The sequence below is a fragment of the Stieleria sedimenti genome, assembly GCF_025060895.1.
GTDB classification, from domain to species: Bacteria; Planctomycetota; Planctomycetia; order Pirellulales; family Pirellulaceae; genus Stieleria; species Stieleria sedimenti.
Genome location: NZ_JANZKV010000075.1, coordinates 1 through 22341, shown reverse-complemented (window position 1 = coordinate 22341; position 22341 = coordinate 1). Strand labels below are relative to the sequence as shown.

Sequence of the window (22341 nt, the reverse complement as noted above, 5' to 3'; positions counted from 1 at the left end):
CTCTTCATCGGCGCGATCAATCGAACGGCTTGATCGACGCGTCTCCCAAACACTCTTCTGCTTTTCCGGATCCCACGCCATGAATCTTCACTCCAACGAATCGATTTTCACCTCGCGTCGCGCGCTGCTCAAAGCCGCCGGCGGTTGTGGCCTGATGACGAATACCTCGTTGATGGCAACGCTGTTGAATCTACAGGCGACGAAATCGTTGATGGCGGCAGAATCCAATCCGACCGGTTACAAAGCGATCGTGTGCCTGTTTCTGCTCGGTGGCAACGACTCGTACAACATGCTGACACCTTACGACGGCACCTCGACCAGCGGCGAGTACGGCGATTATGTGAACGCCCGCGGTGGCGTTCACGATCCCGACACCAACCCGAGTGGTCTTGCCATCGATCAAAGTTCGCTGATTTCCGTCGCCGGTCCCGACGCAAGGAATTTTGGCTTGCACCCCGCCATGGCTGCACAAGCCTTTGCCGACCCCGCACCCGATCCGCTGCCCGACCCTTCCACGACCGGTGTCGCAGGGCTCTACAAGACGGGGAACCTGAGCTTCGTTTCCAACGTCGGGTCGCTGATCGAACCCACCACACGGGCCCAATACAACTCGCGTGCCGCACTGCCCCTCGGTTTGTTTTCCCACGCCGACCTGCAGCGCCACTGGCAAACCGGATTCCCGCAATCACGCAGCAAGATCACCGGATGGGGCGGTCGAATGGCCGATCTTTTGCAAAGCACCAATTCCAACCCCACCGTCTCGATGAACATCTCGGTCAACGGCATGAACCTGTTCCAGACCGGTTCGGACGTGATCCCCTATGCGATCGGAAACAGTGGTGCGACGAAGGTCAACGGCTATTCTGGCAGCTTGGGACGCCAGGACCGGATGAATTCCAGGGCCATCAATAACATCTTGGACCAGACCTACAACGACCTGTTGGCGAAATCATTCGCCGAAACCAACCGCAACTCCGCCGAAGCCGCCCTGGAATTCAATAGCGCCACCGACGCGGTCGACATCACCACCCCGTTCGCATCGGAAAACCCGAGCAACCAACTAAAAATGGTGGCTAAGGTGATCGGAGCCCGAGAGACCCTCGGCCAAACGCGTCAGATTTTCTTTGTCACCAATGGTGGTTGGGATAACCACAGCGGCCTGATCGGAGCCCAGCAGACGAATTTGGCCGAAGTCAGCCGGGCGATCCGTTCGTTCTACGACGCCACCGTTGAACTGGGCATCCAAAACGACGTCGCACTGTTCACCGCCTCGGACTTCGCCCGCACCCTGGGCACCAACGGCCAGGGCAGCGACCACGCCTGGGGAGGCAACCAGATCGTCGCCGGCGGAAGCGTCGACGGTGGCAAGCTGTTCGGCAAGTATCCCACCAGTCTCACCAGTCCGGTCGATCCGATTGCCGGCAACTTGAACCTCGGCCGCGGACGACTGATCCCGACGACCTCGGTCGACGAGATGGCCGCGGACTTGGCGATGTGGTTCGGCGTCGGAAACAATCAAGATCTGGTCGACGTGATTCCCAACATCCGAAACTTCTTCTCCGCCGGTCCGACCGCCGGCCCGCTCGGATTGTTCACCTAAACCAAGTGGCGTAAGCTTCCAGCTTGCGATCCCGTGGCGTAAGCTTCCAGCTTGCGAACGTCCCCTGATGGCAAGCTGAAACCTTACCCCACCCCGATGAGCTACGACGACGAAGACGACGAGGAATTCGACTACGACGAATTTGTCGAGCGCGAGTTCGGAACGCCGCTGCGTTCCAAGAGCACGCCGCTTCACTGGCAACTCGTCGCGATCGGACTGCTCGTCCTGTTTGCACTCTTCACCTGGATGTCGCTTGGACTTTGGATGCCGTTTTGAATTGTGACGAAGGCGTCACACCGAGCATGCGCCACACCCTCGATCACTTGATCCGAAACGCGGTGATCGCTTCGGCGGTCTACCGCAGGGAAATCGCATCGACCAATAGCGATGCGCTGGCGGAACTGCAGACGGACCGGATCGACGATCGCTTGCTGCCGCGACTGTACGTGGCCGACCACCAGACCGCCGGCCGCGGCAGACACGGCAATTCTTGGATCAGCCAAGAAGACGCGTTGACGTTCTCGCTGGTCATTCCGTTTGAATTGACCCACCCGTCCGCATCCGTGCTGTCGCCCGCCGTCGGCGTCGCAGCTGCTCGCGCGATCGAATACAGCTGCCCGCCGTGCCGTGTCGCGCTGAAGTGGCCCAACGACATCTGCGTCCTGCGGTCGAGTGATTCCACCACGTCCCCCGCGCTGCATAAACTGGGGGGCATTCTGATCGAGACCAATGCGACGATCGCCGGACGGATGGTGATCGGGATCGGCTTGAATCTGAACGGGAAACCCGACCTGAATTCCCAGCACTCCACCCCGTCGGCGTCCATCGCTGAGATCGCCAATCGCCACGTCAACCGCGAAACGTTGCTGGCCGCCCACGCCGAATCGCTCGCCGAAATGCTCGGCGAACTGGACGACGGTCCGGATGAAATGATCGGTCAATACCGGTCGCGCTGCGCGCTGGCCGGTCAAAACCTGTCATTGAAACAGAGCAACGAAACGATCACCGGGTACTGCACCGGCATCGCCGACGACGGATCGCTGGAATTGATTGTCGACGGCAACCGGCGACGCTTTCGCAGCGGCGAAGTCCAACGGGTCCGACCGGCGTAACGACCGTGGGAGAGGCTTCCAGCCTGTCGTCCACTGGATTGACAGGCTCAACGCCTATCCCACATCGATTTAGCCCTGACAGCCAGGGCACCAGTACAACTTTCGCGCCGCGATTTCGATCGTTTCGATAGGCCGGTCGCAGCGGGGGCATGCCGCTTTGCCATACACGCGGAAACGATCACGGCCCTCCAGTGTCGCAAGCGGCGCGCGGGCCTCTCTGGCGGTGACGGTCACGATCTTTCCGTACTTCAATCCCGTTCGCATCATCTTGACCAGCGACTTCCACAGCAAATCAAACGTCGCCTTGCCCAACTCGGCACCGGGGGTACGCGGATCGAGCCCGAGTTCGAAAAACAACTCGGCGCGAAAGATGTTGCCGACACCCGCGACCACGGACTGATCCAAAACGAGCGCGCCGATCGGTTTCCGACTCTCGCGAACGGATCCCCAAACGGTCGCCTTCTTCCGCGCCGGCGAACCCTCGGCGAGCGGGTCCGGGCCGAGCTTGCCGATGACTTCCTCGCGGGTTTGCCGATCGATGACGCGGCAGGTCGTCGGGCCGTTCAGATCCAGCGACCACGTCTCGCCCACCAATCGCATCCGGACCAGCCCGACCGGAGCCGGCGGCGGCGTCGAGTGCATTCGATACTTTCCATACCGACCGAGGTGAACATGAATCAGACGATCGTTTTCAAAGTGATAAAACATGTGCTTGCCGATCGCCTCGCAACGATCCATCACCCGGCCGGATACCTTTCGCGCGTCGCCGCGAAACCGTCCTTGCGGACTGGTCACCTTCAACGATTGCCCGGCAAACCAGTCGGTGTGTTGCCGGGCAAGGAAATGGGTCTTGTGTCCTTCGGGCATGGTGCTGGCAAACTCTCGATGGCGGCGAATGGTGATCGGGTAAGTATGGGTGGCTGTCGAGCGCAAGGGCATGAGCGTTCGATCGAAAACACCAAAGTCCCTGACGATAGCGGTATCGATGTTTAGCCGCGAAGAAGCCCTGAGCGACGGTCTTCAGTAATGGCGAGAGCCACACCGGGTGCGCCGGCAGAGCCGGCGCGGATGGCAAGCAGGATGCTTACCCCACTTTGCCGTTGCCTCCGGGCTCCCGCCGCCTGGCCGAAAACAGATTTCAAAAAATCTCGTTGACAGGCCATTTGAACTGCTGTACTATCGCGATAGCACACTCAATCACTGGCTCCTCGTTCAGGTCCAGCCATGTTTTTTTCGATCGACGTCCAAAGTGACGTCGCGATTTATTTGCAGCTTGTTCGGCAAGTCAAATTTGCCATCGCCGCAGGAACGATCCGCCCGGGACAACTGCTCCCCAGCGTCCGCGCGCTCAGCAACCAGGTCGCGCTCAATCCCAACACGGTCGCGCGGGCGTTCAATCAACTGCAGGCCGACGGCGTGATCGAGACCTTGCGGGGCCGCGGCATGGTGGTTCGCGATGCGGCGGTGGAGATCTGTCGCCGCGAGCGCGAGACGGTGTTGAACGAACGCATCGGATCGGTGTTGGCCGAGGCCTGGCACGCCGGGCTATCGAAAAAGCAGATCAAGACCTTCGTGGACGATCACTTGCGTCAGTTGGTCGACACCGAGCCGGCCGTCTTGGTGTCGTCGACCGAACCGAGTGACAACGGGGGAGCCGAAGAATGAGTAGCGAAGCACAAGCAACTGACCGCCTTCCCGAACCCAGTGAAACGACCATGGAACCCGTCATCACCACCGACGCCCTGACGATGCACTTCCGTCGCTGCGACGCTCTGATGGGCGTCAGCTTGGAAATCCAGCCGGGAACGGTGTTTGCGCTGTTGGGCGAAAACGGTGCCGGCAAGACGACGATGATTCGCATCCTGACCGGATTCCAAAAACCGACCAGCGGCTCCTGCACGGTTTGCGGCGTCAACCCGCTGCGTGACCCGCAGGGCGTACGTCGTCAAATCGGTTACGTCTCTGACGCACCGGCTCTTTATGACTGGATGTCGGTTGCACAAATCGGCGGCTTCACCGCGTCGTTTTACGATGCCTCGTTCTTGCCGAACTATGAAGCGTCGATCCGCCGCTACGAGATCCGCCCCGAACAGAAGATCCGCCATCTTTCCAAGGGCCAACGCGCCAAGGTCGCGCTCTCACTTGCCCTCGCCCATGACCCGTCGCTGTTGATCTTGGATGAGCCCACCAGCGGGTTGGACCCGAAAGTGCGTCGCAACTTTTTGGAATCGATGATCGACCGCGCCGCGACGGGGCGAACGGTATTCCTGTCCAGCCATCAGATCAGTGAAGTCGAGCGGGTCGCCGACACGATCGCGATCCTGCACCACGGCCGAATCCGGTTGCACGGCCCGCTGGCGGAGCTTCGCGAATCGATTCATGAGGTCGTCATCGACGTCGACGATCCGCTGCGATCGATCGCACCGCCTCCCGAGCCGGCCGAAGTGTTGACCGAAGAGACGTCGGGCCGATCCCGCCAATTGTTCGTCCGACACCTGTCACCGGAAATGATCCACACGCTTCGCGAAACGCCGGGCGTGACGGAGGTCCGGACGCGTGTCGCGACACTGGAAGAAATTTTTGTCGCCTGCACGTCCGACCGCACCGCACCGGCGATGTCCGCGGCGATCTGACACCATCGCTGAAACCAGTCGGTACGCGTAAGCGTCCGCCGCACCCGAACGAGTACTTCTTTGACCTGCCCGTGGGCTCGCGCCCATGGGTTGATGCAACCGCCGTCCCCGGGCGGAACACTTCAATTGATCTGACCATGAGCACCGAAGCAACACTCACTGCACTGACGACGACGCGGCACGAAGCTTCTTCGACCGCGTGGTTCTGGTGGAAGGAAACTCGCCAGCTCGCGCCGTTGGTCGCTTTGCTGGCGATCGTCTCGCTGTTGATCATCGTCATCAACGCCATCCTGGGCGTTGCGATGGAATCGTTTCGATTTCAATTGCCCCATGAAGTAACGATGCTGGTCTTTCCGGGCCTGTTCGCGACCGGTGCAGGCCCCTTGTTGGTCGGCCAGGAACGATCCCTACGCACGATCGATTGGCTGGCGTTGCTGCCGATTTCGTCCAAACGGCTCGCGACGACAAAATTGCTGGTCGGCATGGCCGGCCTGGCCGTGATGTGGGCGTTTGCATTGCTGGTCATCACGGCGTTTGATCTCGGGCATCGCGACACCTCGCACTGGATGATCGGCGGTCAGACCGGTTATTCCGGTAACCCGTTTAGCTATCCGGTTTGGATCTCCCATTCGTTGTTCGTGTTGCTGGCAGGTTTTTATGTCGCCTGGCGGATCAAGAATCAATTTTATTCGTTGATCGCGTTGATTCCGCTGGCGTTTTCGCCATTGATCGCGACGTCGCTCGTTTCCGAGTTTTCCAATCGCCCGATGGCGATGGGCCCATTGGATTGGATCAACTTTGGGTTCACGTTGCTGGGGATTGCAATCGTCACTCCGATCACGTACCGAGCCGCGATCCAAACTCTGGGCGCCGCGGAAGCCCCGTCGGTCACACCGCTGCTGGACGTCTCGCCCCATTCTCCGGCACGCGAAACGAATGAAGCCATCCCGGCGACATTTGGAACTCAAACCGCGCCGATCATTTGGCAATCGATTCACTCGGCCAAAGGCATGCTGGCGATCTTGATCGGCATGTTGCTGATCAGCTTCCTGGCCGCGGTTCAGTTGGCGGCGGTGGATCGGTACCGCGGGATCATCGGACTGTTGCCTTGGCTGTTATTCTTGGCCCCCTTGGCCGTGTGCTGGTTGGGCATCAGCGTGTTCAAACACGACGGGGCATCCGAGCGGGTGCGTTTCTTGGCCGACCGTGGCGTGTCTCCCGGAAAGACTTATCTCGCACTGCATGCCGTACCGATCGCAATCCTCTGCTGTTCGCTGCTGGTGTACGGGCTTTGGAATCTGACAATCGTCCATCAGGAAAGTGTCTCCGACTTCGCTGCCGGCTTACCGACGCTGGTGACGATCTTGATGTTCATCGTATGGATCTATTCGATCTCCCAGTGGGTCAGCCAGTTTGTCCGCACACTGATTTTGTCGGTCATTCTGGCTCCGATCCTTGCCCTGATCACGACGGGCTGGTTGGTGTTCGCCTACGTCTCACTCGGCTTTCCGATCTACGGGTTGGTTCTCTGCGGGCTCGCTCCGATGCTGGCGACGTACGTGATGATGCGGCGTTACATGGACACGGCTGACCGACCGTTGACGTTCGTCGTCGGCGGTGGCGTGGTTGGGCTGATCGTGTTGTTGCCGATCGGTTTTGCAGCCACGCATGTGCTCTCGGTCCCTTCTATGGATCCGACGCTGCGGTCGGAATTGATCAGCGAAGCCCAGCGTGATTCCACCCAAAACGCTCGGCTTGTCGGCGTGCCGATAACCGGATTCGCGGGCGACTTCGCGTTTCGTCATGATCCGTTGGGCGACAAGATGAAGGATCTTCAGGACCACCTCGGCGACTACAAGCTGGATCCACTGAAGAGCGTCGCGCCGCTCAAAGCCGGGGGCAGCGACCAAGTGTTTGCCCGCATGGATCCGTGGATCTATTCCCGCTGGCATGGGAGCATCATGCAGACACGAATCCAGTGGCGACAGAATCAAGACGACCAAGCGTGGACCGAATTGGCCAAATGGCTCGACGCCTCGGCAACCTTACTTCCCGCGCTCCGACGCAGCAGCCTGCTCTCCGATCAGGAAATCGCGGATCGCTTCGAAGTGCTGCTGATCGATACGCTCCAAACCGACGTGCCCGCTGAACGTGCCGATGAGCCCGCCGTGCAAGCGGCCAAACAAGCCATTGGAACGCCAGCCAGTCGAGCCGCCGCGCGTCGCCGTGCGGTGGTGGTGACTTGGCAACACAATTTCCAAGACGATCGAGGACGCTATTTGAATCACCATCTGACCGTGCTGGAGCATCAGCCGCCGGGGCTCGTCGGTTGGATGGAACCCCGATTCTACGACTCCCTGGTCACCGCCATGCTGGAAGGGATCGACGCCGCGGCCAACCGCAGTGACGACCTCGGCTGGCGATGGAAACTTCACCAGCTTCATCAAACCGGTGGCGTGTTCCAAACCAGTCGCTACGGAGACGACCTGCGTGCGGCGCCGGCGATCGAAACGATGACCGTGGATCGCGTCAACGGCTACGGCCAACTCTGGGGCCGCGACTGGGAATACGTTGAATTACAGATCAGGAATCAACCATGAGTGCTTCCCCAAAAACCCTTCGAGACCGAACGATGATCGCGCTGGCGATCACTCCGCCGATCGCGCTGCTGTTGTTCTGCATCTCCGCAGCCGCAACTTGGCAAGCCGGAGCGGCAAAGATCAGACCGATGCTGGAGCGGTCGTTTCCGGCGGAGCTGATCGATTCACCGGTGACCCAGGCCGCCGACTATGCGGACCGGACTAGCAGGGAGCACACCAAATCGAGTCGCGAACTGGCCAGCGCGGTTGACGCGCTGAACGAACAATATCACCTCTTGTTCGAAGTGCTCGAAGAACACGACGACCTCTTTGAGAATCTCGACGAACAGCACCCGATCAACGCCTACCTTAACGACTATTTGGCCGAAGCGGCACCGTTGCTGGAAATGGCCAAACAGCTCAATCCGAACGAGGCCTCGATTTGGCACGCCAATGAATTCGGAAATCCCAACAGCTATTCCAGCGGGCTGGCCTCCCTCCGCGGATTGCCCGAATTGTTGCGAACGGAATTTCGTGGCGCGGTCCGTGACAAACAGACCGATCGGGCGATGGAGGCTTTTCGACTCTTTCAGGGTCTGGGTATCGGACCGACAGGCCAAGTCTCGCTCCGTATGCTTCCGTTGGTCAGCCAATCGATCGCCAAGGGAATTTGGAGTGAAGCCGAATTGGATGAAATCGTGCAACTGGTCGAAACGTCACCCGATTTAAATCAGGCGTGGCAGGACAGCATTCGCTCGACCAAACTGGCGCAAATCCCTTGGTTGCTGCGTGGCGAAGTCATCGAGACATGGCGTCGTGACCCGATACCGAAAACGTTCGCCCCCAGCCGTCGCATCGAATGGCTCGACCGCAACGACCAATTCTCGCGTGTCGGCGGGATCGGAACATTTGCCGCGATCAAACGAGTGATGAAACTGCAAGAGGAGTTCCGTCGGGAATCAGGTTCCGGATTGGACCTGGCACTCCAGATCCCCGCGTACAATCAACAGCACAGCCCGGGCCAATCGAAGGACTACTTGGCGACCGTCTATGCGCGAGTTGCAAACGAACGCCGGCACGCCCGGACGGCCGCCGCGGTGGCGACGTACAAGCTGAAGTTCAACCAATACCCGGCAACGCTTAACGATTTGGCCAAGGTGAACCTACCGGCCAGTACAACCCTGGATCCGTTAGGCGATCCATTTCAATTCGAGTCCGATGGAGAGACGTGTGAATTGGGCAACGCGTCGATCTGGTTCACCGATGGCCGCGGCTACAGCGGAACGTTCGGCACGCGTGATGGAACACTGTCCGCGATCCTGAAACAGTTTGTGGTGCTCAAGTTTCGCTGATCACGTGGCTAGCGGAGCAGAGCGGTGACACAACACAGCCCGGGGCCGCGAAACGCACCCCCATACGCATCAAGTTAGGCAGTAACCCTCCCGTGCCAGTGAGACCTGATGGAAATATTGCAGCGACCACCGTTGCTCCCCTCTCCCCAAAACAGATCGCGGTCAACGTCCACCTGCGAACAAATGTCTCTCGCGCGATCTGTTTTGGGGAGAGGGGAGCCATGTCCCAAATGATGTGCCTTCGTACTTAAAAATACGGTCGATGGAGTGGGTAACTTCGTTGAGCCGAGCGTCAACGATCGAGTCTCACGCCCGAGCGTTAGTCGGGTAGCCGGTCCCCAACCCTAAACGAGTACCGCGACCGTTATCTGCGAACGTCCACCTTCAACTCAAACGCCGTCTTCTCCGGCTCCAGGCACCTCGCTTGATCACAGGCTTGCGAGTCGACGACCACGGTGAGCGTTGCCGTGCCGGACTTCGCCGCTTCATCGACCGTGACCGGGACTTTGAACTCGATCTTCCCGGCGTAAGTATTGAGTTCGGTCTTGAGGATCGGATCGGTTCGCGACTCGGGCTTTGGCGCGACGACCTCGCCGACCGTGATCGCCGCATCGCTTGTGACCGACACCTTCGTCGGGATCAAGAACTCCGCATCGGGATTGGTCGCGTAAAGATGCCAGCGGTCATCGATGTCCAGCGTCACCGTGACCGTCACCGTCTCACCGGGACGCACCTGGGACTTCGACAGATCGACCGTGAACGTGATCGGATCGACGCGTTTGGTGTCGCCTGCGGCTGCCTGTTCGGAGCCCGCCGTGGACGTGGCCAGATAGCGAGACACTCCGATCAGCAGGTGTTCGGTCGTGTGCGGCTGTTTGGCCATCACCCCCGAAAACGATTGCAGCGTTTTCTCGGCCGAGTCGCGATACTTGGTTTGGCCCGTCAACTCGGCCAGATCAACCAGCAGCTGCGCGGCGATGCCGTTGGCGTTGGGCATGTTGCCGCCGCCGCCAAGGTTTTTGGAACGCACGATCAAGGCTTCGTGCGAGTCTCCGGTGAAAAAGAATCCGCCGTCCGCGTCGTCTTCAAATTCAGCGAGCATGAAATCGACCAGCCCGGTCGCTTTGTCCAGCCAATGTTGCTGATCGGTCGCGGCGTGCAGTTCCAAGAGCGCCTTGCAAAAGTAGACGTAATCGTCCAGGTAGCCGGGCAGCTTGGCGGTTCCGCTGCGGTACGTGCGGAGCAGCTTCCCATCGCGGATCATCGACTCGAGAATGAAGTCGGCTGCCGCGGCGGCGGATTCGATGTATTTCGGTTCGTCCAAGACTCGACCGGCGTGTGCCAGGGCGTCGATCATCAATCCGTTCCAGCTGGCCAGGATTTTGTCGTCCTTGTGTGGCTGGGGCCAGGTCAGTCGATCGCGCAGTAGCTTGTCTTCCATCGCTTCGATTCGATCGATCAACCCTTGCTTGCCCAGCGGATGCGATTGGGCGATCGCGTCGAGGGACTGTTTCAGGTGGGGGATGTTCTCGCCGGTCTTGTGCCCGGTCGACTCCTCCAAAAAGTTGCCTTCGGGGACGATGTTGTAGATTTGCGAATACAGTGCCGCGTCTTCTTCACCGAGTACGTCTTTGATCTTGTCGGCGGTCCACACGTACGCTTCGCCTTCCTTTCCGACTTCACCGGAATCGAGCGCGCTGTAAAACGCTCCCTCGGGCGAAGTCATTTCGCGGCGCACCCAGCGATCGATATCCTCGACGGCGTCACGGTAGCGCTCGTTGCCGGTGATCTGGTACCCGTCGGCGTAGATGCGCATCAGTTGCGCGTTGTCGTAGAGCATTTTTTCGAAGTGCGGCAACAGCCAATCGGCGTCGGTTGCGTAGCGGTGAAAGCCGCCGCCAAGATGGTCGTGCATGCCGCCGAGCCACATCGCGTCGAGCGTTTTGGTGATCGGTTCGATCAGCGACTTGTCACCGGTGCGTTGGTGTTGGTCGATCAGTAACGCCAGCGTGCCGTGGGGCGGGAATTTTGGTGCTCCGCCGAATCCGCCGTTTTGAGCATCGAACTGACCGAGCAGATTCGCGCAGGCCTGGTCCACCAGTTCCAGCGACAGCGGGACCGCTTGGATGGCCGCGGTGGTGCTGGATCGCTTGGCCGCGTCGGCCAGCGCGTCGGCTTGGCGGTTGACGTCATCGCGGCGATTGACCCAAAACTCGTTAATCTGTTTCAGCACCGAGATGAACGTCGGCTTGGGGAAATACGTTCCCGCCATCCAGGGCTTGCCGTCGGGGGTCAGCCAAACGGAATTGGGCCAGCCCCCGCGTCCGGTCATCATCTGTGTGGCCAGCATGTACTGCTCGTCGATATCCGGTCGCTCCTCACGGTCGACTTTGATGGCGACGAAGTACTTGTTGATGACCGCCGCGACTTCGGGGTCCTCGAACGATTCGACTTCCATCACGTGGCACCAGTAGCAGGTTGAATAACCGACCGACAAGAAGATCGGTTTGTTTTCCCGCTTGGCTTTGGCGAACGCCTCTTCGCCCCAGGGGTGCCAATCGACCGGGTTGTGGGCATGCTGCAGCAGGTACGGACTGGTTTCGTTGACCAACTGGTTCGTGTGCATGTGCTTGGGCTCCTGCGTGGAAACCGGTCGTCCAAGAGCGAGCAACGCCATGCCGGTGGCGAGCAGAGGGATACGCATGCGTTGACGCCGATCGATCATGACCATCACTTGAAAAACTCGTCCGGAAAGGGTGGGGACGAATCATTGTAGCGGCGATCGCGCATCGCTTCGCGCCCAGCGGGACGGCTTGTTGGCTTTGTGAGCCGTGACGCGTAAGCGGCCGGGCATTGCGGCGGCTGCCCGAGGCCTTACGGCCAGCGGCTCACCATTGACTCGGTGGATCGTGGATCAATCAGCGGACCGGTCAGCGACCGGTCCGTGGTGAAGCCAAAGCCAACACGCGCCACTGGCTGACGCCACGTGCTGGGACGCGGCGCAAGCGTGACCTTGCCCCTACTGCAGGATCATGTCATCGACGGTCATGCCGCCGGGGATCATCGGCAAGACGTGCTCTTGGTAAGGCACTTCGACGTCCAAGACGTAGGGACCCGGATGGGCGATCATTTCTCGAATCGCACCTTCCAAATCGGCCTTCTTTCTCACCGTCGCCGCACCGCACCCGTATCCTTGCGCGATTTTCACAAAGTCGGGATAACGCTCGGTGGCGTAGGAGAACCGTTCCGCGTCGCTGTTGCCGCTGGCTTCGTTGTGACTGATCGGTCCCAAGTAGGTGTGGGCCCGGTTTCGATCCATGAAGCGATCTTCCCACTGAACCACCATTCCCAGGTGCTGGTTGTTGAGCAGGAAGACTTTGACGGGCAGTTCTTCGCAGAAACAGGTCGCCAGTTCTTGGACGTTCATCTGGAAACTGCCGTCGCCATCGATGTCGATGACCAACGAATCCGGCAGCGCCGCTTGAATGCCCATCGCACACGGCAATCCGAATCCCATGGTGCCCAGTCCGCTGCTGGAGTGCCAGGTGCGGGGGCGTCGGAATCGGTAGAACTGGGCCGCCCACATCTGGTGCTGTCCGACACCGACGGAGATTTGGGCGTCCATGTCCGCGGTGATGTCACTGAGCGTGCGGATCGCGTGCTGCTGCAAGATCCCGTCGAACTCGGTGTCATACTTGAAGGGGTACTTCGCTTTGAGTTCCTTGCAATGCTCGCGCCAGGGCTCGATGTCGCACTTGGTGACGGTCTTATTGAGGGCGTTGAGCACTTGCTTGACGTCGCCGCGAACCGGGATGTGGGCTTCCTTGTTCTTGTTCAGCTCGGATCCGTCGATGTCGACGTGGATGATCTTGGCGTCCTTGGCGAACGCTTCGACTTTCCCGGTCACGCGGTCGTCAAAACGAACGCCCAACGCGATCAACAGGTCGCAATCCCGGACGGCATAATTGGCGTACGCCGCGCCGTGCATCCCCAACCAGTCCATGGAGTTTTCGTTGTCCGGCGGAACGGCACCGATGCCCATCACGGTGGTCACGGTCGGAATCCCCGTCTTGTTGATGAACTCGTTGAGTTCTTCGCTGGCGTTGCCCAAGATGATTCCGCCGCCGGCGTAGATCATCGGGCGACGGGCGAGTCGGATCGCGGCGGTGAGCTGACGAATCGTCTCGCTGGCCACCGGCGGGGGCGCCGCTTCGTAGCCGGGCAGATTCATCGGCGGATCGAGATCCAGGTCGCTCGTCACGTCCGACAGCTGAACGTCTTTGGGCAGATCGACCAACACCGGCCCCGGGCGACCGGAACTGGCGATGTGGAACGCCTCCTTCATCACTCGCGGCAATTCGCGGATATCGGTCACCAGGTAGTGGTGCTTGGTGATTCCGCGACACACCTCGACCATCGGCGTTTCTTGGAACGCGTCCGAACCGATCGCTCGGGTGGGAACCTGGGCGGTCAGACAGACCATCGGAATGCTGTCCAGTTTGGCGTCGGCGATCGCGGTGACCAGGTTTGTGGCGCCCGGGCCGCTGGTGGCCAGCACCACGCCGACCCGACCGGTCGAACGGGCGTAACCTTGGGCGGCAAATGCCCCCCCCTGTTCGTGACGCGGCAAAATCGTCCGAATCGAATCGCCGTAACGCGTCAGGGCCTGGTGCAACGGCATGCTGCATCCGCCCGGATAGGCGAATAGTACATCGACCCCGTGATCTACCAGTGATTTGACAATGATGTCGGCTCCGGTCATCACGCGGTTTTCAGTGTTGGCAGCTTTTGCGGTGCTCATGAGTGGGAAATTGCTAGGACGAAATGGAAATGGAGACGTCGAAAGTAGAAAAACTGACATTTACGTGGCAGGGAGAACTTCCGAACCTAGCCGCTAACGTAAGTGGGGGCCGAAGCTTAGGCAATGCGAAAAACACCCGGCAATGATGACTAGTTGGTTCAATTTGGCAGCAATCGCCTTGGGCGGAGCGATCGGATCGCTCTGCCGATACGGCGTGACGCTCACCGCGGCGGCGCTGCCGGGCGGGTCGACGATGCTGGGAACCACGATCGCCAATCTCGTCGGATGCGGCCTTTTGGGGGCTCTGTCTTCCCTTGACCCGACACAATCGGAGTCCATTGAGCGATTAATGCTTGCCCTCCGGGTCGGATTCCTGGGCTCGTTGACCACGTTTTCCACGTTCACGGCCGAGTCGTCGATGCTCGCTGGTGAGGGCCGCTGGGGGGCATCGGGAATCTATGTTCTGGCCAACCTGATCCTCGGCTATTTGGCTTTGATTCTCGCGGGCAACCTGGTCAGGTGGTGGATTCAAACATGAACGGCGGAACATTGATGCACCAGACAGACCACAATCATGGAGGTCGCTTTCCTCGCCAAACGGTGGAGACGCGCACGACAGCCCCCAGACACACCGAGTTAAGCAATCACCCTCCCGTGTGGAGGTCGCGCGGTTCCGAAGTCACCCTCCTGGCAGGAGGGTCGAGCGAAGCGAGGGGAGGTCGAACGGTGAATCGTCATTTCCACTTCAGTGATTTCCAGCGCCGCCGGCGCATCGAGGCAAACCCTCTCCTCGCTGCGCTCGACTCTCCCAGGGGGAGAGTGACTAAACTCCTTTATTTTCAACGACTTAAAACCGCACGACCGCTGAGCGGGAGGGGTGAGCGCGGCGCGGGAAGGTCTCTCCCCGCGTGGGCAGGTCTGATCGCGATGCTGACCTTCGGACTGGTCGGCACACCGGCAGCTCATGCCCAGCCAGCTCCCAACGGTCCCGACACCCTGCGATCGCTGCCGCCCATTCAAGCCCTCCCGATCACATCGGGTGCCGGTTCCACAGGCACCGCCCCGGACGCGCTGACGTCTCCGCCCTACTGCGATAGCGAGACCTTGAGAGCGTCCGCGACGATTCGAGCGTTGCAGTTTTGGGGCCAGGATCGCGGCGTTGCGGTCGGCGACCACGGCAGCATCGTTGTCACCGCCGATGGCGGACGATCGTGGAAGGATGTGGAAAGCGGGGTGCAGTGCCGACTCAATGACGTCCTGTGGGTCGATGACCGGCGCGTCGTCGCCCTCGGCGGCGGCGTCGACGTCGTCACGCGGATCAGCCGCGGCGTCATTTTGGTCAGCCACGATGCCGGAGCTTCGTGGCGTCGATCGGGTGATTCCGAGCTGCCGTTGCTGCACGCGATCGATCGCACCGCGGGCAACCACCCCGGCGACCGGCGTTCTTCCATCACCGCCGTCGGCGCTCCGGATCCGATCACCGGCGCCACCTCGTTTCAGTCGCGCGACGGCGGACGAAGCTGGCAATCCATGCTCGACCCGCAATCGACTCCATCGACCAACTCACTGCCACGCAACGCACTGTCACGATCGTCGATCCGACCGACCGCGACCGCGGAACAGTCCGCGAGTTTGTCTGATCGAGTCAACACGCGATCGATCATCCGCGCCTCGTGTCGACTGGATGATCAAACCATCTTGTGTGCCGGCGACCACGGAAACATTTTCCGATCCATCGACGGCGGACAAACCTGGTCGGCCGTGCGGTCGGCCGACGCCCCGCAGGGTCCGCCCGGATCCTGTGCGATGTTGGTGATCGCCGCCAACGAAGACCAGATCCCGTGGACGTTGATCGGACGCGAAACGTTGGAGAAACGATTGCGTTGCAATCTGATCGTCGGGACGCTCGACCCACCGACGTCCCATGCCCTGGACCAAGCCGCGATGAGACTCGGTGTCGCGGCAGTGGACTCGTTTCCGGCCGCTGACGAGAACGATTCGCTGGCGACACTGCGACGTTGGATCGACGTCCACCAGCCACCGATCCTTGCCCTCAGCGACGCACTGCCTGTGGAAACCAAAACGGCGCTGCTGCAACACGCCGTCGCCGGGGGCACCGAAAAGGTGGTCGAGTTCGCATTGCACGGACGCGGCGAGACACTCCTGCACGACAGCGCGATGCTTCCCGACAGCGGCGTGCTGGTGGGTGACTTCGCCGCTGATGGCTTGATGTTGGTGTCGGATTTCGAAGTCGCCACCGGCGCAGAAGCGGTTGAGAATCCCTGGATCGCCATCAACACCCGTTACAGCGGAGGTTCCCAACTCGCACGCGGCGACAGCCTAGGGCTGGGCGTTCGTCTGAACCGTGGGCATCGTTTGCCGCCGCGTCAGACCAAGGCCAGTCGTCGACGATTGAATATCATCCAGGGAAGACTGAAACAGCAGGCGGCCATCACCGAGTTGCTGATGACGCAAACGGGCGCGTCACGACAAGTGACGCCCGACGAGTTCGCCGAATCGCTGAGCCGACTGCTGGATCAAACCAGCCGCGAAGATCAATTTCGGTCGGCGTGGTCGATCGCCCGAGGGTCGATCGGTGAGCCGAACCCGATCGCGGTGTGGGTCGAGATCTCACGCCGATTCAACGATTCCTCCGCCGCCCAGCTCTTGGGACTCCACGCCCGCGCGCGGCAGCAGAGCCAGGAATGGGACCGGCATCGGGCACTGATCAACCGCCTGCGTTCAGCGGGCGAATCGACTGCGTCGGGCGGACCTGCCGCGACGCCCTTCAGCGACGTCCAATCGTTACCCGACGCTGCCCAGGAACTGTTGCCGACCGGCGGCGGTCATGCGGCAATCGTTTCGCCATTCCAATCCAACCGCAGCGCGACCCCGAATACGCCACCGGCCGTGATCCAAGCTTCCGCGGCACTGCCGCTCGGCAATCACCGATTCAACAGCCTGCATCGCCCCAATAGCCTGCTCACCCCCTTTCGTCACGCGTCCGAACACACGGCTGACCACCAGATCGACCTGGCCTGGCAAATGCATCCGGTTCGCTTGATCGTCGAAGACGCGTTGGCTCGGCACCCGCGGAACGCAAGCGATCAAGCCGCGAGCGAACGGGGAAAAACCGAGCAAGCCACATCCGAGCAGGCCGATGAAGCCCCCACCGAAGCCCCGGTGGCGGAGCACGATTTCTCCGCCGACGTGCGTCGCATCGCCGATCACCAATCACCCTGGTCCAGTTTGCTTCAGCCGACTTCACGCCAAACCGCGATCGCCGCAAGAACCGTTGAACCTCCGCGATTGGACGGACAGCTCCACGAATCGTTCTGGAACGCTCGGGGCGCCCAATCCGCGCAAACACGAGGCCGGAGACCGCTGACGCTTCGATTCGCTTGGGATGAACAGTATCTGTATGTCGCGGTACAGGGCCCCGCCGAACATTTCGTCTCGACGGATGATTCCCAGCCGGTCGGACGCCGCGATGCAGACCTGACGCAATCGGATCGCGTCACGTTGGGCTTCGACATCGACCGCGATCTGCTGACCGCGATGAACCTCAGCTTCACCCGTCGGGGACGGACGCACGACGACTTGGACGGCTCGGACCGCTGGAACCCCACTTGGTACGTCGCAACCCATGCGTCCGACGACGGCGTCCTGACCGCGGAGATCGCGATCGAACAAAGCAGTCTGGCGGTGTCGCTGCGAGAGGGAGACACCTGGTTCGTCGAAGCCCAGTCGCTCGCCGCCGGCCGACCGAGACGCTACCACCTGATGCCCGATCCGCTGACACGCGTCCGCGTGGATTTTCGCTGAGACGGCTCGCGCCGTGCCGCTATCCGCTAACCGCTAACCGCTCTCCCCAATAAACCCTGGCATGGTTGCAACGCAAACCGCCGCTCCCCGATTCCTCACGCGAATCCAGAATCAACTCGCCATCGAAATCAACGTCGATCGAATCATCCGGCTCGGTCAGCGGTGAGAGCCGAACGGCGATCGTCAGTGTCTCGCTGCCGTCGGCGTAGCGAAGCAGGTACAGACTCTTTGCCAGGTCGTTTTCGACCGTCAAGTTGGCATCGACGAGCAAGCCAGTTGCACGGCACCGTTTCCGCAATTCGATCAACCGACGATACCACTGCAACGTCACCGCATCGCCGTCACCGCGGGGTCCGATCTTGGCTGCGGTGAACGCGGCCGGATCGGTCGGCAGGACTCCGCCATCCCAATCGTGTTGCGGATACTCGCGGCGGCGGCCCTCGACGACCGCGTCGCGCAGTCCTTGGTCGGAAAAATCGACGAAGAACCGAAACGGATGCTCGCACGCAAACTCTTCGCCCATGAACAACATCGGGATCGCCGGCGACAGCATCATCAGCGCCGCGGCTGCTCGCTGGGCATCGACGGACGTGAGCTGGTGCAAGCGGACACCGAGGGGATGGTTGCCGATGAAGTCGTGGTTCTGAATCGAATACACCAAGGCATGCGTGTCGACACGGCTGGAGGGCGTCGATCGTCGGCGTTCGTTGCGCAGGGTGCCTTCGTAAACATATCCATGCCGCAACGCGTGGTCCAAATCGGTCTTGGGCAGGTACGGACGATGGCAAAGCTGTTCGCCGGGGCGGAGGACTGAGAATGTGCTGTGCAAAAAATCGTCGCACCACATTGCGTCAAAACCGATCCCGCCGCTTTCACGCGGCACCGTCATCTCGGGATCATAGACGTTGGATTCAGCGATCAGCATCACGTTGCGTCGGCTTTGCTGCGACCAGAATGCCACTTCGTCACTGATCTCGGCGGCCACATGTGGCTCACGATCATCCGCCATGCAATGAATCGCATCGACGCGCAACCCGTCGAGATGAAATTCGTCCAACCAGTACACCGCGTTGGCCGCAAAGAAGCGTCGCACCGCATCGCCGTGAACGGGATCATCGAAATTCGGCGCATCACCCCAAACGGTCCGATGTTTCGACGAAAGGTAAGGACCAAATTCAGACAAATAGTTGCCTTCCGGTCCCAGGTGGTTGTAAACCACATCCAAAAACACGGCCAACCCCGCCGCGTGTGCGGCGTCGACAAAGCGGCGAAAGTCGTTCGGAGTCCCGAAGGCGTTCATCGGTGCAAACAACGCGACGCCGTCGTAACCCCAATTCCAGCGGCCGGCCGACGCCGCGACCGGCATCAACTCGATCGCGGTAATCCCCAATTCCACGAGTTCAGCAATTCGATCGATCGCCGCGACAAACGTTCCCGCGTCGGTGAAGGTTCCGACGTGTAGCTCATAAATGATCAGCTCGTCGCGACTCGGGGCGCGATAATCCTGGTCGGTCCAGTCAAAGCTCGGATCAACCACCACGCTCGGTCCGTGGACCCCTTGGGGCTGAAATCGTGAGGCGGGGTCCGGCCGTCGCGGCCCGCCGTCGACACGATAAAAATAAAGCGATCCCGAAGTGACTCCGGCAACCGTCGCGTGATGATACCCGACCGAATCCTTGGTCATCTCGATCGCTTGCGGCCCATCGACCACGTCGATGCTGACGCGATCGGCCAGCGGCGCCCAAACCGAAAAACTCGTTGACCCATCGGCTAATGGTCGAGCCCCCAGGTGTTGGTGCACTTCGATCGCGAGGCAATTATGAAGATCAATCATCGGTTCTGATTCAGCGTGATAGAATTGGATCCGCTCTCTTAGCATCGAGCAGCGTCCGGGGTAGGCTACGGGTGGTTCCGCCCGTCTGTATCCATGGGAAACGGCATCGCGAACGTCATCAACGGTTTCGCGACCGGCACACGATTGAGGTCCAAACGACAAACAATGTATCGAAAGACCACGTTGATTCGAATGACCCTGGCGCTTTCGATCGCGACCTTCCTGGTGCCTGAAGTGACGGCCCAAACGTCGTCCACGGAGACTCCGATGACGGAAACGTTGCGCATCGCGACCTTCAACGCCTCTCTGTACGGCAAACGCCAAGGACAAATCCGAGAGCGTCTTTCCGATCGCGACGATCTGCAAGCGAAACGGATCGCCAGCATCATCCAAACCATACGACCAGACGTCCTGCTGATCAATGAACTCGATCACGAACCCGATGCGGCACCGGCCAGGCTGCTTGCGGAAAACTATTTTGCGGTCCCGCAAAACAATGCCGATGGCGAGGGGAAACTATCCCCCGTCGTGTTCCCGTTCTTCTATAGTGCGCCCAGCAACACCGGAATCGACTCGACGTTGGATTTGAACAACGATGGACAATTGGGTTCCGGCAACGACGCTTGGGGTTACGGCATCTACCCCGGCCAATACTCCATGACCGTCTACAGCCGTTTTCCGATCGACACCGCGTCGATTCGCTCGTTTCAAAAACTGCGTTGGAAAGATCTGCCCGGTGCGATTCGCCCGGTGGAACCCGCGACCGGGCAGCCCTATTACGACGACGCGACGTGGTCCGAGCTGCGGCTGAGCAGCAAGAATCACATCGATGTGCCGATTCAAATCGGTGATCGCGTGCTCCACGTCCTCGCCAGCCACCCGACGCCGCCGGTGTTCGACGGACCCGAAGACCGAAACGGGGCTCGCAACCATGATGAAATCGAGTTTTGGAATCATTATCTGTCCGACGATGATTCTGCCAACACGTGGTTGATCGATGACGCCGGCCGGGCAGGCCCGCTCGATGCCGACGCAAGTTTTGTCGTGATGGGCGATCTGAACGCCGACCCGATCGATGGCAGCGGCCGCCGCGAAGCGATCCTCCGACTGTTGAATCATCCCCGCACCCGAGACGTCCAGCAGGGCAAGACCGCTGATTTCGGACGCAACGGTTTGATGCGAGTCGACTTCGTTCTTCCCAGCAAAGATTTGAATGTCATCGACAGCGGGGTGTTCTGGCCGACCGGCGCCGGCCCACAGAGCACGTGGATCAAGGCCAGCGATCACCGGCTGGTCTGGATCGACGTGAAACGATAAACAGTGGGGTAAGCTTCCAGCTTGCCAAGTGGGGTAAGCTTCCAGCTTGCCAACTCCCCCGAATCGCAAGCTGGAAGCTTACGCCACGTTTTCAAACGAGAGATGGAAACCGCATGCCGAATCTGCGCAAACGAGTCTTGTTGATGGTCAGCTCGATGCGCGGCGGCGGCAGCGAACGGCAGGTGTTGCTGCTTTCGCAATCGCTGGACCGATCGCGATTCGAACCGCATCTCTACTTGACCGAAGCTGCGGGTGAATTCCTGGGTCACGTTCCGTCGGATGTCCCGATTCATTCGTTTGACACCTGCCCGGATTCCGGTGGCGTCTATTTTCCCGGCCGACAACTTCGTCGACAGACCGCATTTTTACGCGGCGTGATTCGCGATCACAAGATCGACGTGGTTTACGACCGGACGTTTCACATGACATTGATCGCCGGCAAAGCGGCGGTCGGCATTCGCAGAGTTTCGACGATTGTCAGCCCGCCACACCTGGCGCTACCGCTGGTCGAAAAACGCTTCGTCGCACTCAAGCGTCGGCGGCTGGCGGAGGCCTATCGCAACTCCGACGTCGTTGTCGCCGTCAGCCGGCAAGCCGCCGAGTCGGCGGAATCGTACTACGGCCTGGCCACCGATAGCGTTGTTGTGGTCAAGAATCCGGTTGATGTGGCAAACCTTCGCCAATCCGCCGGCACACCACCGCCGCGCTCCAGCGACCAAACCGTGCTGGTTTGTGTCGGACGCATGACCGAAGAGAAGGGGCATGCCGATTTGATCGATGCGTTGGCGATCGCGAAATCACAGTGGCCCGAGACGCGTTTCCCCTGGACCGTGCGGATGGTCGGCGACGGCCCGTTGCGTGGCGAATTGGAGGCACGCTCCCGATCACTCGGTTTAGCCGATCAGATTCAATTCGTCGGCAGCCTCGCCAGTGCGGCCGCGGAGATCAACGCGGCTGACGCGTTGGTGTTGCCGTCCCGATTCGAAGGCATGCCGAACGTGGTGTTGGAAGCGATGGCGCTCGGCACGCCTGTGATCGCGACACGCGCCGGAGGAACGCTTGAATTGCAGCAAGACTCCCCCACAGCCTTCTGGTCCGACCCCAACGATCCAGCATCACTCGCCCAAGCGATCCTGCAATTCGCAGCCAACCCCGAGCAAGCCGACACGCAACGTCGCGCAGCATTGCATCTCGTCGAATCTGAACATCACCCAAACACGATCACCCGCCGCATCGAAGACCTGCTGGACGCCCCCCGTAACAGTTTAGTTGAATGACCTGGGGGACG

15 protein-coding genes are annotated in these 22341 nt (G+C 60.4%); 11 read left to right on the top strand and 4 right to left on the bottom strand.

From position 1 onward, the window contains the following. Positions 1 to 79 precede the first annotated feature (79 nt). The 3 genes from NZK35_RS11585 to NZK35_RS11575 all read left to right on the top strand — a co-directional run bounded on the left by NZK35_RS11585 (position 80) and on the right by NZK35_RS11575 (position 2712). On the top strand, positions 80 to 1600 hold the full coding sequence (locus NZK35_RS11585) for a DUF1501 domain-containing protein (protein WP_259632695.1): 1521 nt from the start codon (positions 80 to 82) through the stop codon (positions 1598 to 1600). A 96-nt stretch (positions 1601 to 1696) separates the two neighbouring features. Beyond that, entirely contained in the window at positions 1697 to 1876 is a 180-nt protein-coding gene (locus tag NZK35_RS11580) for a hypothetical protein (RefSeq protein ID WP_259632694.1), read from the top strand. Continuing rightward, positions 1873 to 2712, top strand: coding sequence for a biotin--[acetyl-CoA-carboxylase] ligase (locus tag NZK35_RS11575; protein WP_259632693.1), 840 nt, complete (start codon positions 1873 to 1875; stop codon positions 2710 to 2712). The genes NZK35_RS11580 and NZK35_RS11575 overlap by 4 nt, the downstream gene beginning before the upstream one ends. A 69-nt stretch (positions 2713 to 2781) precedes the next feature. Here NZK35_RS11575 and NZK35_RS11570 read toward each other — a convergent pair whose 3' ends face one another. Next, positions 2782 to 3651: an Fpg/Nei family DNA glycosylase gene (locus tag NZK35_RS11570; RefSeq protein WP_259632692.1), complete on the bottom strand. Its 870-nt coding sequence runs from the start codon at positions 3649 to 3651 to the stop codon at positions 2782 to 2784. Between the two features lie 285 nt (positions 3652 to 3936). Between NZK35_RS11570 and NZK35_RS11565 the strand changes: the two genes are divergently transcribed. The 4 genes from NZK35_RS11565 to NZK35_RS11550 all read left to right on the top strand — a co-directional run bounded on the left by NZK35_RS11565 (position 3937) and on the right by NZK35_RS11550 (position 9276). Beyond that, a complete protein-coding gene (locus tag NZK35_RS11565; RefSeq protein ID WP_259632691.1) occupies positions 3937 to 4377 on the top strand; it encodes a GntR family transcriptional regulator in 441 nt (146 codons plus the stop codon). Between the two features lie 50 nt (positions 4378 to 4427). Beyond that, positions 4428 to 5345, top strand: coding sequence for an ABC transporter ATP-binding protein (locus tag NZK35_RS11560; RefSeq protein WP_259632690.1), 918 nt, complete (start codon positions 4428 to 4430; stop codon positions 5343 to 5345). Positions 5346 to 5482: 137 nt separating this feature from the next. Then, positions 5483 to 7945, top strand: coding sequence for a hypothetical protein (locus NZK35_RS11555; RefSeq protein ID WP_259632689.1), 2463 nt, complete (start codon positions 5483 to 5485; stop codon positions 7943 to 7945). Next, positions 7942 to 9276, top strand: a complete 1335-nt coding sequence (locus tag NZK35_RS11550) for a hypothetical protein (RefSeq protein ID WP_259632688.1) — start codon at positions 7942 to 7944, stop codon at positions 9274 to 9276. The genes NZK35_RS11555 and NZK35_RS11550 overlap by 4 nt, the downstream gene beginning before the upstream one ends. 364 nt (positions 9277 to 9640) lie before the next feature. Here NZK35_RS11550 and NZK35_RS11545 read toward each other — a convergent pair whose 3' ends face one another. Both NZK35_RS11545 and ilvB read right to left on the bottom strand, forming a co-directional pair. Further along, entirely contained in the window at positions 9641 to 11980 is a 2340-nt protein-coding gene (locus NZK35_RS11545) for a DUF255 domain-containing protein (protein ID WP_259632687.1), read from the bottom strand. Between the two features lie 315 nt (positions 11981 to 12295). Next, positions 12296 to 14077, bottom strand: coding sequence for a biosynthetic-type acetolactate synthase large subunit (ilvB, locus tag NZK35_RS11540; protein WP_259632686.1), 1782 nt, complete (start codon positions 14075 to 14077; stop codon positions 12296 to 12298). Between the two features lie 142 nt (positions 14078 to 14219). On the opposite strand from ilvB, the gene NZK35_RS11535 reads away from it, so the two are divergent. Beyond that, entirely contained in the window at positions 14220 to 14615 is a 396-nt protein-coding gene (locus tag NZK35_RS11535; protein ID WP_259632685.1) for a fluoride efflux transporter FluC, read from the top strand. A gap of 389 nt (positions 14616 to 15004) precedes the next feature. After that, positions 15005 to 17902 (top strand): hypothetical protein, encoded by a 2898-nt coding sequence (locus NZK35_RS11530; protein WP_259632684.1) that lies wholly within the window; start codon positions 15005 to 15007, stop codon positions 17900 to 17902. A gap of 19 nt (positions 17903 to 17921) precedes the next feature. Here the strand turns inward: NZK35_RS11530 and treZ are convergent, their stop codons facing one another. After that, positions 17922 to 19736 carry a malto-oligosyltrehalose trehalohydrolase gene (gene treZ / locus NZK35_RS11525; protein ID WP_259632683.1) on the bottom strand — a complete coding sequence of 605 codons (1815 nt, stop codon included), beginning with the start codon at positions 19734 to 19736 and terminating at the stop codon, positions 17922 to 17924. A 165-nt stretch (positions 19737 to 19901) separates the two neighbouring features. Here treZ and NZK35_RS11520 point away from each other — a divergent pair, with 165 nt between their 5' ends. Next, positions 19902 to 21053: an endonuclease/exonuclease/phosphatase family protein gene (locus tag NZK35_RS11520; protein ID WP_259632682.1), complete on the top strand. Its 1152-nt coding sequence runs from the start codon at positions 19902 to 19904 to the stop codon at positions 21051 to 21053. 113 nt (positions 21054 to 21166) lie between these two features. After that, on the top strand, positions 21167 to 22330 hold the full coding sequence (locus NZK35_RS11515) for a glycosyltransferase (RefSeq protein WP_259632681.1): 1164 nt from the start codon (positions 21167 to 21169) through the stop codon (positions 22328 to 22330). The last annotated feature ends 11 nt before the right edge of the window (positions 22331 to 22341 follow it).